Source organism: Methylosinus sp. Sm6 (assembly GCF_019802345.1).
GTDB lineage: Bacteria > Pseudomonadota > Alphaproteobacteria > Rhizobiales > Beijerinckiaceae > Methylosinus.
This window is the reverse complement of the sequence record NZ_JAINDZ010000003.1, coordinates 104,204-117,107: the sequence shown is the minus strand read 5'-3', so window position 1 is coordinate 117,107 and position 12,904 is coordinate 104,204. Positions and strand designations below refer to the sequence as shown.

The following is a 12,904-nucleotide window of genomic DNA, read 5'->3' as shown; positions in this document are numbered from 1 at the left end:
GGAGGAGAGCATGGATTGGAGCCGATACACAGTGGCGCCGGGCGAGAAGCTGCGTCTCGCAAAGATCGATCCGTCCGAGACGGGCAAGCACAAGTCGCAGGAGGAGGCGGCGCCCAAGATCGCGGCGCATATCGAGCGCATGGCGAAAGCGCAATATCTGCTCTACGCCGACGGCTCGCAATCGCTGCTGATCGTGCTGCAGGCGCTCGACGCCGGCGGCAAGGACGGCGCCATCCGGCATTTGTTCTCGGGGATGAATCCGCAGGGCGTGACGGTCGCCTGCTTCAAGCAGCCGACGCCGCTCGAGCGGTCACATGATTTCCTCTGGCGCATTCATGCGCATGCGCCGCCACGCGGATTTGTGACGATCTTCAACCGCTCGCATTACGAGGACGTGCTCGTCGCGCGGGTGCATAATCTCGTCCCGCGCGACGTGTGGTCGAAGCGCTATGACGAGATCAACGCATTCGAGCATCTGCTCTGCCGTGACGGCAATGTGCGCATCTTGAAGTTCTATCTGCACATCAGCCCGCAGGAGCAGCTCGCGCGCTTCAAGCAGCGGCTCGACGATCCGGCGCGCAATTGGAAGATCAGCGAGAGCGACTACACGGAGCGCGAGTATTGGCCGCAATATGTCGAGGCCTATGAGGAGGCGCTGGAGCGGACCAGCGCCAAGCATGCGCCTTGGTTCGTGGTCCCATCGAACCACAAATGGTATCGCGACCTCGTCGTCTCGCGCATCGTCGTCGACACGCTCGAGGACATGAAGCTGACGCTGCCGCCGACCCGCGTCGATCTGAAGCAGATCGCGGCGAAATATCACGCGGCCAAGGAGCGGGAGAAGAACGGCGGCTGATCCGTTCCGTGCGATCGGCGTGCGAGCGCCGACGTCGAGACAATAGCTGTGACAGGCTCAAAGTCTCGAAGAGCGAGCCTTCAGGCTCGCGGTCCAAGCGCGCCCTGGGCCGCGAGCCTGAAGGCTCGCCTCTCGAGATGCATGAAATTCGGCTGGTGCGAGCCGCTAGTCCGCCCTGCGCTGCGGCGCGCCGTCGCCGTCGCGCTCATCGCGGCGGCGAAAGCGCAGCACCGCGCCCGGCGCTCTATTGCGCGCGGTGATGCGCGTGCGGCCCGTTCCGGTCAGCACATAGCGGCCGCGGCTGTCGTCCCAGCGCATCAAATCACCCTGGATGGCGCGCTGACGCAGAGCCATGGTCATGGGGTCCTGTACATGGGGAGGCGCTATGTCCCCATGGACGTCGACCTTTTTCAAGGCCTCGATGAGCTTGGCTTCCTGAGAGTCGGTCATCGACAGCAGTATATGACGCCGATCGCGACGATGAGCAAGATTTTTGCGCGCTCGAGCCGCAGCCGAAACCGCCCCCTCAGCGCGGGCGAGACGAATGCGGCAGGCGGCGCTTCCATTTCTCTCCGGCCATCAGCTCCGTCCGCCGCACCCATCGCGCCTGAATGCGGCTGAGGCGGCGCGGCCCTGCCGGCGTCCGCTCTTCCTCGAACTCCTCGTCGAAAATCTCCTCGTCGAGCTCCGCCTCGTCGTCGCTTTCGGCGAAGATCGGGAGCGGCGCGACGAGGGGAGCGGGCCGGCGAGGCTTGCGCGGAGCCGGCGCGGCGACGACCGGGCGTTCCGCCTCGTCGGAAGCGGGCGGCGGCGGCGCGACCTTGCGCGGACGCCCGCGCTTTCGAGCCGGCGGCTCCGGCTCGCGAGGCGGCAGGACGTCCGCTTCGATCAGGCTGGGCAGGATGCGGCCCGTCGGCCGCAGAGCCGGGGCTTCGGCCGGCGCGGCCTCGGCGACGAGCAGAACGTCGCCCTGCGCGAGAGCAGGCTGCGGCTGTTGCGGCGAGAACGCGACCTCCGCCTGAGGGGGGGCCGGCGGGGCTTTCTTGCCGAAAACGAGGTCCGCGGCCCTCATGGCGGCTTCATAGCTGTCGTCGGCGTCGCGCACGCGCGGCGATGCAGGCGGCGGCTCCAGGAAGCGCGGCGGCGGCTCGAGGAAGCGGGGCGTCGGCTCGGAGGCGGCGTCGTCGGCTCCAGCGCGCGAGACGGGCTTCGCCGAGCGCGATTTATATTCCTTCACGAAGGGGCGGATGGGGCGGCGCATGTGTCTCCGGCGCAAATGAAAAATGGGGGGAGCCGAGGGCGGCGAGGACGCTCGTCGGCCGAATCGGACTCGCGGAAGGAGTTCGCGTCAGGATGAATGGAATCTCCCGACGCCGCTAGAGTGCGCGGTTACTTAGAGATTGTCGAGAAGATTCGGCTCATCCTGGGTATCGGCGGGATTTGACGCGCGTATCGCTGGTCTCCGCGCGCCGAGTTCTACTTTTTGGCGCGACGTCGACGTGCGTCTCATGGCGATGTTCCAGCCGCGGCCAATTCGCCGAAGCCGCGCGCGAGGATTGAAGTCCGCCAGCCTCCGCCTAGCTAATTTTCCACGGTGCGAAAGGACGAGACGATGGAGCCCTGCGATCAGCCTCTAGCCGAGATGGCGTTTTGCGAAGCGGTGAATTGCGTCTGGAAGAAGGGCGTCGGCGCGGTCCAATCGGTGATTCAGGCGCCGGCCTCCGCCAATATCTCGGACTGGGCGCTCGCCATTCTGTCGGCCCTCTGCGTGCTGGCCGTTCTGGCTCTCCTGCTCCGCGCTCTGGCTCCGCGCAGCCGCGTCCGCGAGCAGCCGCTGCCTTGAGTCAGGATCGGGCGCCGGCTCTTCGGCGGCCGATCCGCCGAGAAGGGCGAGGCGCGCCAAAGTCGCGGAATCGCCGGCGGCGCCGCACAGGCGCCTCAGAGCTTCGGCGAGGACGGCGTCACGCGGCGCGGCGGCGGCGAACAAGGTCATGCAGGAACGAAATTTCAGATCGTCCGACTGCTCTGGCTCCTCGGCGAGCGGCTGAGGCTCGGACGTCTCCCCGGCGATATCGTCATCGATCGCGGCAATGTCCAAAATCTACCGGCATGATTCAGCCGATTTGACAGGGTGAAAAGGCGAGCCTGAAGGCTCGCGGTCCGAGCGGCCCATGGACCACGAGCCGTCGGGCTCGCTCTCGAAGCCCGTCAAATTCGATGAAACGGACCACTACATCCCGCTCGCCGGCTCGCTCCTCGTGAGCATCGTGCTGAGCCTCGGCTTCTGGCTGTTCGGCCGAGGGTAGGGCGGGCCTCAATCCTCCGGCGGCAAGACGAGCTCGGCGACGGGCAGACGCTTCAACACATGCTGCTCGAAGATGCGCAGCAGATTCTCGCCTGTCAGCTCATGATACCAGACGTCGTCCGGCGTCACACGGGCGAGCGGCTCGCTGCAGCATTTGCCGAGGCAGTTGCGGCGCACGCAGGAGGCGAGGCCGATGGTCTCTTCGCTCAGGCCATTCCGGATCAGCAGATTTTTCAGGGCCGCGAGATTTTCCGACGCTTGTCCGTCTCGGTCGCAGCATGGGCCGGTGCAGATGACGAGACGCCGGTCCTCGACCGGACGCCCGAAAATGTCGAGCGGTTCTCCCATACGATCCTCATGGGAGGGGACTGCGCGGGGCCGGTCGCGACGGCTGGCAGGAGTGGAGGGACTCGAACCCCCAACCCCCGGTTTTGGAGACCGGTGCTCTAGCCGATTGAGCTACACTCCTGCGGAACGGCGCGGCGTCGGCTTCTCAATGCCGCATCGAGGGGCGCGATGCAAGCGCCCGGCGCCGAATTTATGAATTGCCGCCGCCGAGCACGGTCACCGCGCGGCGGTTCTGCGACCAGCAGGAGATATCGTCGCAGACCGCGACCGGGCGCTCCTTGCCATAGCTGATGGTGCGGATGCGCGCCGCCGAGAGGCCGCGCGAGACGAGATAATTCTTCGCCACCTCGGCGCGGCGGGCGCCGAGCGCGAAATTATATTCGCGCGTGCCGCGCTCGTCGGCATGGCCCTCGACGGTGAAGGAATAGCGGCCGTAGCGCTGCAGCCACTCGACCTGCTTGTCGAGCGTCGCCTGCGCCGTTTGCGTCAGCTCGCTCGAATCGGTCTCGAAATAGATGCGGTCGCCGACATTGACGACGAAATCCTGCGCGCTGCCCGGCGCCGCGTAGCCGGAGCCGCGGCCGGCGAGGGCGGAGTTCTCGTCCTCCGCCGCGTTCTTGGCGCAGGCGGCGATCGACAAGGCCGCGGTCAGGGCGGCGGCGACGCGCAGAGCGCGCGCGGCGGAGGTAATGTCCATGACCTCGAAACTCCTCTGACGACGACGGTCTTTCCGGTCGCCAGTCCTAGCGGGGCAGGGTTAAGCGAAGGTTCCGTCAACCTTGATGGAAGCTTGCCGCCGCGGCGCCGCCCGCGCGACGTCGGATTAAGGTTAACAGAAGCTCGATGGTCCGCAGGCTTGATGGCGGCAATGAGGCGCGGCCGCTGCTTTTCAGTGGGTTGCGCGGCGAAGATCGCGCTCCCTGCGGGAGACTCCGGGGCTGGACCTGCTCCAGGATCGTTGTTAGCAATTCGTCAACCATGCGGCGGGCCGAAGCCCCGGGAGGAGACGATGCGACAGCCGGAGGCGGGAGCGCGATTGGCGAGGATCTGCGCCGTGACGGCGGCCGCGACCGCGCTCTGCGGATGCGTCGATACGGCGGTGGAGGTGGGAGCGCGGCGGCCGAGCCCTTCGGCCGAGCGCCACAAGCCGCTTTCCCGGCCGGGCGTCAGCCCGCATGGGGCGAGCGTCGCCCTCGCCAGCATCGAAGGCGCGCCGGACGAGGTTCTGGCCCGTTTCCGGCCGATCTTCGCCCGCACGGCGGAGAGCCGCGACATCGCCACGGCGGGCGAGGCCGAGGCGGCCTATAAGCTGCGCGGCTATCTCACTGCTTATGCGGGACCCGAAGGAGCGACCCGCCTCGGCTATGTTTTCGACGTGTTCGAGCATGACGGCCGCCGGGCCCAGCGCCTGTCCGACGAGGTCGCGGCGAAGGGGGCCGGCGATCCGTGGAGCGCGCTCGGCGAGCAGGAACTGGCCGAGCTCGCCGCTCGCAGCGCCGACGATCTCGCGGCGTTTCTCTCCAACACGCCCGAGGCGCTGGCCGCGGCCGGCGGCGAGTCCGGCGTGACGATCGCGACCGCGACCCATCCCGCGCCGCCGGCTCAGGGCGGCGTGAAGCCGCTGGGTTTCGCCGAGGCGAAGTGACGATCGATCGCTCGCGGCGTTTAAGTTCCATAATATCGATTATGCGAATCGAGGAGAGCGCCGTGCCCACCGCCGTGACCGCTATTCCGCCCGCCTCCAGCGATCTCGCGAAGGAACACTTCGCTCGCGCGTTCGCGTTCGAGACCGACTTTGGGACGTGCATGACGCATTGTCCAGAGGTGCGGACTTCGTGCTGCTCGACGTGCGCAGCCCGGCCCTGTTCGCCAAGGGGCATATTCCCGGCGCCATCAACCTGCCCCACGGCAAGATCGTCGCATCGGCGATGGCGAAATGGAGCGACGACACCGTTTTCGTGACTTATTGTGCCGGCCCCCACTGCAACGGCGCGGCGCGTGGCGCGCTGCGTCTCGCCGAGCTCGGACGCCCCGTCAAGATCATGGCCGGCGGCGTGACGGGGTGGCTCGACGAGGGCTTTCTGCTCCAGCCGGAGGGCTGACGGAGCGGCGAGTTTCGCCTACAGGGTTGAATCCAAACGGCGCTAGACGGCGGGCGGAAGCGCGGCCCGGGATTTTTCGGCGACTCCGCGAATTCATCTAGCCATGATGGCCCGTTTCCTGGTAAAAAGGCGATTGCGCGGGACTATATGGCATTCAACTGGCACAGTTACCAACGCAGCGAAACCGGCTCTCCGACAGAGGCCGGCGGCTTTGCGCGTCGGGGCGTCAGCGCCCGGCGAGAGACCGTGCATGTGGCTATAGCGGTCTTCAGGCGGATGGCGGAGACGAGTACATACACATGAGCAGCAAAGGTCGAGATTTCCGGGGGCCCAGGAAGCGTGGGTTCGATGACGACGCCCCCTACAGCTATGACGCCCCGCGGCCGAGCCGGCCGCCGCGGTCGCCATTCGGAGGCGGCGGCTTCCCTGATTCGGCGCCGCCGACGGGCAATGAGCCCACCGTCGACGCCGTCGTCAAATGGTTCAAGCCCGAGAAAGGCTTCGGCTTCGTCGAGCTGGGCAATGGCACAGGCGACGCCTTTCTGCACATCGGCGCCGTCCAGGCGGCCGGCTACGACGCTCTGCCTCCCGGCGCCAAGCTGAAGGTGACCGTCAGCAGCTCGGTCAAGGGACAGCAGGTGTCGCGCGTGCTCGAGGTGGACCTCTCCAGCGCGAGCAGCGAACGACCCGCTTCACCGCGGGGCTTCGATCGTCCGCCGCGCCGTCAGGCTCCTGATCCGTCGACGGCCGTGCCGGTCTCCGGCAAGGTCAAATGGTTCGACGAGACCAAGGGCTTCGGCTTCGTCCAGTCGAACGACGGCGGCAAGGACGTGTTCGTCCACATCTCGATCCTCGGCCCCTCCGGCGTGAATCACCTCGCCGAAGGCCAGCCGGTGACGATGCAGGTCGTCGACACCGCCAAGGGCCGCGAAGCCTTGTCGATCACCTTGGATTGATCGCGCCGCCGCATCGGGCCTGAATAGGTCCGGCCGCAAAAGACCGACAAGACGCTTCGGATTCGTTGGACGGGTCCGAGGCGCTGTCGTTGCAAGGCGGTTCGCCCCGGACCCTCGGAATCGACTGCCTTTGGGCGGAAAGGCTAAGGGCGGGTCGATGCCGACGCGCTCATGTTAGAGCAAAACACCGCGAATCCCGCCAGTCATTCGACGCGCGCCCATGCGTCAAAACACCGCGCCGCCGCCATTCCTCCGGCAAGCCGCCATCCCTGCCGCGAAACAGCAGAATGAGGAGGTCATGACGCAGGACCGTCTCGCGCGTCTTCTCGGCATCATGGCCGCCCTGCGCCGTCCGGGGACCGGTTGTCCCTGGGACCTCGAGCAGAATTTCCGCTCCATCGCCCCGTACACGATCGAGGAGGCCTATGAGGTCGCCGACGCGGTCGAGCGGGGCGATCTCGACGACCTCAAGGACGAATTGGGCGATCTGCTGCTGCAGGTCGTGTTTCACGCCCGCATCGCCGAGGAGCAGCAGGCTTTCGCTTTCGGGGACGTGGTCGAGGCGATCTCGGACAAGCTCGTGCGGCGTCATCCGCATGTCTTCGGAGACGGGACGGCGTCGACGGCCGCGGCCGTCACGACGCAATGGAATGAGATCAAGGCGCGCGAGAAGCTGGCGCGCGCCGAACGCCGCGGGATGGAACAGACGACGCCGAGCCGGCTCGACGGCGTGCCGACCGCCCTGCCCGCTCTCTCGCGCGCCGTCAAATTGCAGCGCAAGGCGGCCGATGTCGGCTTCGACTGGGCCGACGCGCGGCTGGTGCTGGCAAAAATCCGTGAAGAGACGGAGGAAGTCGAGCAGGAGCTGCGCGAGGGCGCGTCGCATGCGGCGCTCGTCGACGAGATCGGCGATCTCCTGTTTGCCGTCGCCAATCTGGCGCGCCATGTGGACGCCGACCCCGAGCAGGCGCTGCGCGGCGCCAACGCCAAATTCGAGCGCCGATTTCACTTCATCGAGAAAGCGCTCGCGGACAAGGGGAGAGATCCGAGCGAAGCGACGCTCGACGAGATGGAAGCCTTATGGCAGGCGGCCAAATCGTCAGAATGACCGACCGGCCTCGACGCGCGGCGGCGCGCGATCCTTCGACCATTCCATCAGCAAAAAATATGGCATGCGCTCGTAGGATGCGATGAGGTCGGGGGCGCATCCGCGCGGCGTCGGCTCGGAAAAATGCTCGAGCCTGAGGCCTGCTCCGAGCAGCGCGGAAAAATACGAGCCGAGCGGACGATGCCAGTTCGTCACGCTGATCCCGCGCCACGATACGCGGAGCGGCTTCTCCTGCAGATAATTGTCGATACGAAAATGCGCCTTCTCGCCCTCGGCGTTCTCGGCCCATCCGAGGCCTTCGCCTATGCCGGCCGTGCCGAAGCTGGTGAGATTGGCGATCAGCAAAATCCCGCCCGGGCGCAGAACGCGAGCCATTTCGGCGATCGCGCGGGAAGCGTCGTCTATATCGATCAGCGTCAGACAGCTGATGACGAGATCGAAAGATTCATCGTCGAAGGCGAGCTCCTCGGCCCTTCCGTGGCGGTAGTCGCCGGTCGGATCACGCCTTCGCGCCTCGTCCAAGAGCGGCTCGGTCGGATCGATACCGACCGCCTCGACGCCGAACTCCCTCAGCATCCGGCAGAGACGCCCCTCGCCGCAGCCGACGTCGAGCGCTCGCGCGAAGCTTCGCCGGGCGAGCCGGTCGCGCAGGGCGGGGTCGAGAATAAATTCCCGGCCAAAGTCGCCATGTTCCCCCATTTCGGCGATCCAGGCCGCCGCCGATTCGCGCCAGCCGTTCGTCACGGGACGTCCCTCGGCGTTCGAAGCGCGCACGCCATGCGACCTCCTTCGTTTTCACTCGTCCCGATCGACGCCGACCGCGCCTATTTCTCGAATTTCTCGAGCACCCAGGGCTCGGCGCGTCCGCTCTCCACCCACTCCCGATAGGCCGGCAGCGCCTCGATCGCGCGCGCATAATTCTGCGCCTCTATCGAGATGACGAGACGATAGGTCGAGAAGCGGCAGACGACCGGCGCGAACATCGCGTCCGCTGCCGAAAAAGCGCCGAACAGAAACGGCCCCTCGGCGCCGAAACGGCCGCGTGCGTCGCGCCAGGCCGCGTCGATGCGGGCGATATCGGCGGCGGCCTCCGGACCGGGCGGCGCGATCGCGGCGGGCGGGCGCCGGAAATTGGTGGGATAGGCGCTGCGCAGAGCGGTGAACCCCGAATGCATCTCGGCGCAGAGCGAACGCGCCAGCGCGCGCGCCACCGCGTCGCGCGGCCACACGGCGCGGTCCGGGAACGTCTCGGCGAGATATTCGATGATTGAGAGCGAATCCCAGACGAGACTATCGCCATGGCGCAAGGCCGGGACCTTGCCTGCCGGCGAGAAGGCCAGCAGCTTCTCCTTCGAGTCCGGCCGGTAGAGCGGCGTGACGACCTCCTCGAACGGGAGGTCGAGCTGCTTCAGCAGCAGCCAAGGGCGCAGCGACCAGGACGAATAGGCCTTGTTGCCGATCAGCAGCGTCAATGTCATTGTTCCATCTCCCCGCTCAATGCGCGCCATTGGAGAAAAAGCCGAGCGTCACGACGCCGGCGACGATGAGGCCCATTCCGGCGAGTTCGCCCGCGTTCAGCGTCTGGCGAAAGGCGAACCAGGCGACCGCGGCGATCAGCGCCTGTCCGACGCCCGACCAGATCGCATAAGCGACCGCGACGGGAATGCTGCGCAGCGCCAGCGACAGCAGAAAAAAGGACACGCCATAGCCGATGACGACGACGATCGAAGGCAGGAGCCTCGAAAATCCTTCGCTCGACTTCAACGCCGAAGTCGCCGCGACCTCGGACAGAATGGCGATCGCCAGAAAAATGCGGTCCATCGCAAAGCCCCTTTCGACATCGACGCCAGCCGTTCGGGGCTCGCTATCCAACATGCCGCTCGCGAGCCGATCGGCCGGAAACCGCGTTATCGGCGCGCGCGGCGTCGCTCGGGCGCGCCCTGAAAAACCTCGGCCTGAGGAAAACGCCGCGTGACATTATCGAAACGCTCGGGCGCGACACGCACGACGAGACGCGCGCGGCCGTCGCCGAGCGTCTCGCGGTCGAGGACCTCGGCATGCGCATGCAGCCAGGCGAAGCCTTCGCCATCGGCGGGATCGAGGGTGATCTCCAGCTCGACGCGTCCTTCGGCGAGACGCGACTCGATCCGCTGCAGCAGCGCGTCGAGCCCCTCCCCGGTCAGCGCCGACACGAGCGACGGACGCTCCCGGCCCATCACGCTCTCGGCCGTGGCGCGCATCCCGGCGAGCCGGTCGGGATCGAGCGCGTCGATCTTGTTCCACACCTCCAGAATGCGCGCGCCGGCTTCGCCCGAGAGGCCGAGCTCGGCGAGGATCGTCTCGACATCCTCGGCCTGCGCCTCCCAGTCCTCATGCGAGACGTCGCGCACATGCAGCACGACATCGGCGAGCATCACCTCTTCCAGAGTGGCGCGGAAGGCGGAGATCAGCATGGTCGGCAGATCGGAGATGAAGCCGACCGTGTCCGACAGCAGCACGCGCGCGCCATGCGGCAGGCGGATCTGCCGCAAGGTGGGATCGAGCGTCGCGAACAGCATGTCCTCGGCGAGCACGCCCGCTCTGGTGAGGCGGTTGAACAATGTCGACTTGCCGGCGTTGGTGTAGCCGACGAGCGCGACCACCGGATAGGGAACCTCGCGGCGCTTCTTGCGATGCAGGCCGCGCGTGCGCTTCACCTGCTCGAGATCGCGCTCGATGCGCGCCATGCGCTCCTCGATGAGGCGGCGATCGGTCTCGATCTGCGTCTCGCCAGGACCGCCGAGAAAGCCGAAGCCGCCGCGCTGGCGCTCGAGATGGGTCCAGCTGCGCACGAGGCGGGATTTCTGATATTCGAGATGGGCGAGCTCGACCTGCAGCGCGCCCTCCTTGGTGCGGGCGCGGCGGCCGAAAATTTCGAGGATGAGGCCGGTGCGGTCGATGACCTTGGCGCTCCAGGCCTTCTCGAGATTGCGCTGCTGCACCGGCGACAGCTGGCAATCCATCGTCACCAGCGTCGCCTCGGCGGTCTTCACCATATCGGCGATCTCCTCGACCTTGCCCTTGCCGAGAAAAGTCGCCGGCCGCACCTGTGCGAGCGAGACGCCGATCGCCTCTCTGACGTCGAGATCGATCGCCTCGGCGAGGCCCACCGCTTCGGCGAGGCGCGCCCGGGGATCGCGCGTCGCGCCCTCCGCCGCGCCAGCGCGCGTGAGATAGGGGCCGACGACGAGCGCGCGCGTGCGGCCTTCGCCCTGCCCCGGCTCGCGGCCTTCAGACCCTTTATCGTTCAATCCATCCTCGGCGGTCTAGCGCTGCTTCTCCGGCGCGGCGTCGGAATCGTCGCCCGGCTCGAACATATGGATCGGATGGCCGGGCATGATAGTGGAGATCGCATGTTTGTAGACGAGCTGCGAATGGCCGTCGCGACGCAACAAGAGACAAAAATTGTCGAACCAGGTCACAATGCCTTGAAGCTTGACGCCATTGACGAGGAAGATCGTGAGCGGAACCTTGTTTTTTCTCACGAAGTTCAAAAAAGTATCCTGCAGGTTCTGCGCGCGTTCCGAGGACATCGGCTATCCTGTTCTCTTTTTTTCGTTTCCGGGCGACTTTCGCCGCTCACGTCCCATCCAAAAAGCCGTCCGGCGCCGCATTAGAGACCGCGTGCGCGCGATGCGCAAGCTGCGAGTCTGGCGCGGCGGTTTTCACGGCGTCGGCCGGACGCTGCGGATCGTGGCCGACTGTTGCGACGCAACTGCGACGGCGAGCTGCGCCTCAACTAGAGCCAAACGGCGCGCCCGCCAATAGGAAAATTTCGCAAGGCCTTGTAACGCCGCGATTTGCAGCCCGCCCGCCTCATTCGATGGAAAGCGACTTCAGCTTGCGGTGCAGCGCCGAGCGCTCCATGCCGATGAATTCCGCCGTACGTGAAATATTATTGCTGAATCGGTTGAGCTGAGCGATCAGATATTCCCGCTCGAACACTTCCCGCGCCTCGCGCAGCGGCAGGCTCATCAGCTTCTCGCCGCGCACGCCCGCCGGGGTGGCCGGCACCAGCTCGCCGACATCGGGCGGCAGCATGTCCGCGGTGATTTCGGCGCTGGAATCGCCGGGCGCGAGGATCATCAGCCGCTCCACATTGTTGCGCAGCTGACGGATATTGCCGGGCCAGTCGTGCAATTGCAGCACGGCGAGCGCGTCGGAGCTGATCTTGCGGCGCGCCATGCCGGTGGTCGCGGAGAGCTGCTCCATGAAATAATCGATGAGCTCGGGGATGTCCTCGCGCCGCTCGGCGAGCGAGGGCACGCGGATCGGCATCACCTGCAGCCGATGGAAGAGATCCTCCCGCAGCGTCCCCTCTTCGATCGCGGCGGGAAGATCGCGCGCCGAGGACGAGATGATCCGCACATCGACCTGCACGCGCGTCGCGCCGCCGACGCGCTGGAACGTCTGCTGCTCGACGAGGACGCGCAGGATCTTGGACTGCGTGTCCTTGGGCATGTCGGCGATCTCGTCGAGGAACAGCGTGCCGCCATGGGCCTCCTCGAGCGCGCCGATCCTGCGGGCGCCGTCCGCCTCTTCCCGGCCGAACAGCTCGACCTCCATGTTGTCGGGCGTGATGGTCGCCGCATTGATGACGACGAAGGGGCCGTCGGCGCGCGGCGAGGCGGCGTGGATGCAACGCGCCGCGAGCTCCTTGCCGGAGCCCGGCCGGCCGGTGATCAGCACGCGCGAATTGACCGGCGCGACGCGGGCGATCAGCTGCTGCAGCTGATGGGCGGCAAGCGAGCCGCCGATGATGCGGTCCGAGGCGCCGGAACGCTGTCGCAGCGCGCTGACCTCGCGGCGCAGCTGCGAGGCTTCGAGCGCCCGCTCGGCGACAAGCACCAGCCGATCGGCCTTGAACGGCTTCTCGATGAAGTCATAGGCGCCGAGCTTGATAGCGCTGACCGCGGTCTCGATATTGCCGTGGCCCGAGATCATCACCACGGGCAGGCCCTTGTGCTGCTTCTGGATCTGCTCCAGCACCTGCATGCCGTCGAGCCGCGAGCCCTGCAGCCAGATATCGAGAAAGACGAGATGCGGCCGGCGCGCCTCGATCGCCGCCAGCGCCGAATCCGAATCCTTCGCCGTGCGCACGCCATGGCCCTCGTCGCCGAGAATGCCGGCGACGAGCTCGCGGATGTCTTCTTCATCATCGACGATGAGTATGTCGCTGACCATTTCTTC

17 protein-coding genes, 1 tRNA gene and 1 pseudogene are annotated in these 12,904 nt (G+C 66.5%); 8 read left to right on the top strand and 11 right to left on the bottom strand.

The features are described 5' to 3' along the window. Positions 1-10: 10 nt before the first annotated feature. Positions 11-856 carry a polyphosphate kinase 2 family protein gene (locus tag K3F48_RS03420; protein WP_222573997.1) on the top strand — a complete coding sequence of 282 codons (846 nt, stop codon included), beginning with the start codon at positions 11-13 and terminating at the stop codon, positions 854-856. Positions 857-1,021: 165 nt separating this feature from the next. On the opposite strand, the gene K3F48_RS03415 is transcribed toward K3F48_RS03420, so the two are convergent. Then, positions 1,022-1,306 (bottom strand): hypothetical protein, encoded by a 285-nt coding sequence (locus K3F48_RS03415; RefSeq protein WP_222573996.1) that lies wholly within the window; start codon positions 1,304-1,306, stop codon positions 1,022-1,024. A gap of 76 nt (positions 1,307-1,382) precedes the next feature. Continuing rightward, on the bottom strand, positions 1,383-2,117 hold the full coding sequence (locus tag K3F48_RS03410) for a hypothetical protein (RefSeq protein ID WP_222573995.1): 735 nt from the start codon (positions 2,115-2,117) through the stop codon (positions 1,383-1,385). 351 nt (positions 2,118-2,468) lie between these two features. On the opposite strand from K3F48_RS03410, the gene K3F48_RS03405 reads away from it, so the two are divergent. The 3 genes from K3F48_RS03405 (at position 2,469) to K3F48_RS03390 (ending at position 3,162) form a co-directional block, all read left to right on the top strand. Beyond that, positions 2,469-2,699, top strand: coding sequence for a hypothetical protein (locus K3F48_RS03405; protein ID WP_222573994.1), 231 nt, complete (start codon positions 2,469-2,471; stop codon positions 2,697-2,699). Between the two features lie 168 nt (positions 2,700-2,867). Further along, a complete protein-coding gene (locus K3F48_RS24780) occupies positions 2,868-2,969 on the top strand; it encodes a DUF2905 family protein (RefSeq protein ID WP_222574100.1) in 102 nt (33 codons plus the stop codon). 58 nt (positions 2,970-3,027) lie between these two features. Beyond that, positions 3,028-3,162 (top strand): DUF2905 family protein, encoded by a 135-nt coding sequence (locus tag K3F48_RS03390; RefSeq protein WP_222573993.1) that lies wholly within the window; start codon positions 3,028-3,030, stop codon positions 3,160-3,162. Between the two features lie 8 nt (positions 3,163-3,170). On the opposite strand, the gene K3F48_RS03385 is transcribed toward K3F48_RS03390, so the two are convergent. The 3 genes from K3F48_RS03385 to pal all read right to left on the bottom strand — a co-directional run bounded on the left by K3F48_RS03385 (position 3,171) and on the right by pal (position 4,206). Further along, positions 3,171-3,509: a ferredoxin gene (locus tag K3F48_RS03385; protein ID WP_222573992.1), complete on the bottom strand. Its 339-nt coding sequence runs from the start codon at positions 3,507-3,509 to the stop codon at positions 3,171-3,173. Positions 3,510-3,553: 44 nt separating this feature from the next. Beyond that, positions 3,554-3,630, bottom strand: a tRNA-Trp gene (locus K3F48_RS03380). A gap of 69 nt (positions 3,631-3,699) precedes the next feature. Further along, positions 3,700-4,206 carry a peptidoglycan-associated lipoprotein Pal gene (gene pal / locus K3F48_RS03375; protein WP_222573991.1) on the bottom strand — a complete coding sequence of 169 codons (507 nt, stop codon included), beginning with the start codon at positions 4,204-4,206 and terminating at the stop codon, positions 3,700-3,702. Positions 4,207-4,563: 357 nt separating this feature from the next. Between pal and K3F48_RS03370 the strand changes: the two genes are divergently transcribed. The 4 genes and pseudogenes from K3F48_RS03370 to mazG all read left to right on the top strand — a co-directional run bounded on the left by K3F48_RS03370 (position 4,564) and on the right by mazG (position 7,675). Then, positions 4,564-5,154 (top strand): hypothetical protein, encoded by a 591-nt coding sequence (locus K3F48_RS03370; protein WP_370631341.1) that lies wholly within the window; start codon positions 4,564-4,566, stop codon positions 5,152-5,154. A 41-nt stretch (positions 5,155-5,195) separates the two neighbouring features. Next, a pseudogene (locus tag K3F48_RS03365) lies at positions 5,196-5,611 on the top strand (rhodanese-like domain-containing protein). A 299-nt stretch (positions 5,612-5,910) separates the two neighbouring features. Continuing rightward, positions 5,911-6,567 (top strand): cold-shock protein, encoded by a 657-nt coding sequence (locus K3F48_RS03360; RefSeq protein WP_222573989.1) that lies wholly within the window; start codon positions 5,911-5,913, stop codon positions 6,565-6,567. Between the two features lie 298 nt (positions 6,568-6,865). After that, positions 6,866-7,675, top strand: coding sequence for a nucleoside triphosphate pyrophosphohydrolase (mazG, locus tag K3F48_RS03355; RefSeq protein WP_222573988.1), 810 nt, complete (start codon positions 6,866-6,868; stop codon positions 7,673-7,675). On the opposite strand, the gene K3F48_RS03350 is transcribed toward mazG, so the two are convergent. From K3F48_RS03350 to K3F48_RS03325, 6 genes are all read right to left on the bottom strand, one after another. Further along, positions 7,667-8,449 carry a class I SAM-dependent methyltransferase gene (locus K3F48_RS03350; RefSeq protein ID WP_370631340.1) on the bottom strand — a complete coding sequence of 261 codons (783 nt, stop codon included), beginning with the start codon at positions 8,447-8,449 and terminating at the stop codon, positions 7,667-7,669. The two genes, mazG and K3F48_RS03350, sit on opposite strands and share 9 nt — an antisense overlap. A 50-nt stretch (positions 8,450-8,499) precedes the next feature. Beyond that, a complete protein-coding gene (locus tag K3F48_RS03345; RefSeq protein ID WP_222573987.1) occupies positions 8,500-9,153 on the bottom strand; it encodes a glutathione S-transferase family protein in 654 nt (217 codons plus the stop codon). A gap of 16 nt (positions 9,154-9,169) precedes the next feature. Continuing rightward, positions 9,170-9,496: a multidrug efflux SMR transporter gene (locus K3F48_RS03340; RefSeq protein WP_222573986.1), complete on the bottom strand. Its 327-nt coding sequence runs from the start codon at positions 9,494-9,496 to the stop codon at positions 9,170-9,172. An 86-nt stretch (positions 9,497-9,582) separates the two neighbouring features. Beyond that, complete coding sequence (gene hflX, locus K3F48_RS03335) at positions 9,583-10,965, bottom strand: GTPase HflX (RefSeq protein ID WP_222573985.1); 1,383 nt, start codon at positions 10,963-10,965, stop codon at positions 9,583-9,585. Between the two features lie 15 nt (positions 10,966-10,980). Then, entirely contained in the window at positions 10,981-11,247 is a 267-nt protein-coding gene (hfq, locus tag K3F48_RS03330; protein WP_222573984.1) for an RNA chaperone Hfq, read from the bottom strand. 283 nt (positions 11,248-11,530) lie between these two features. Then, a complete protein-coding gene (locus tag K3F48_RS03325) occupies positions 11,531-12,898 on the bottom strand; it encodes a sigma-54 dependent transcriptional regulator (RefSeq protein ID WP_222573983.1) in 1,368 nt (455 codons plus the stop codon). Positions 12,899-12,904 lie beyond the last annotated feature (6 nt).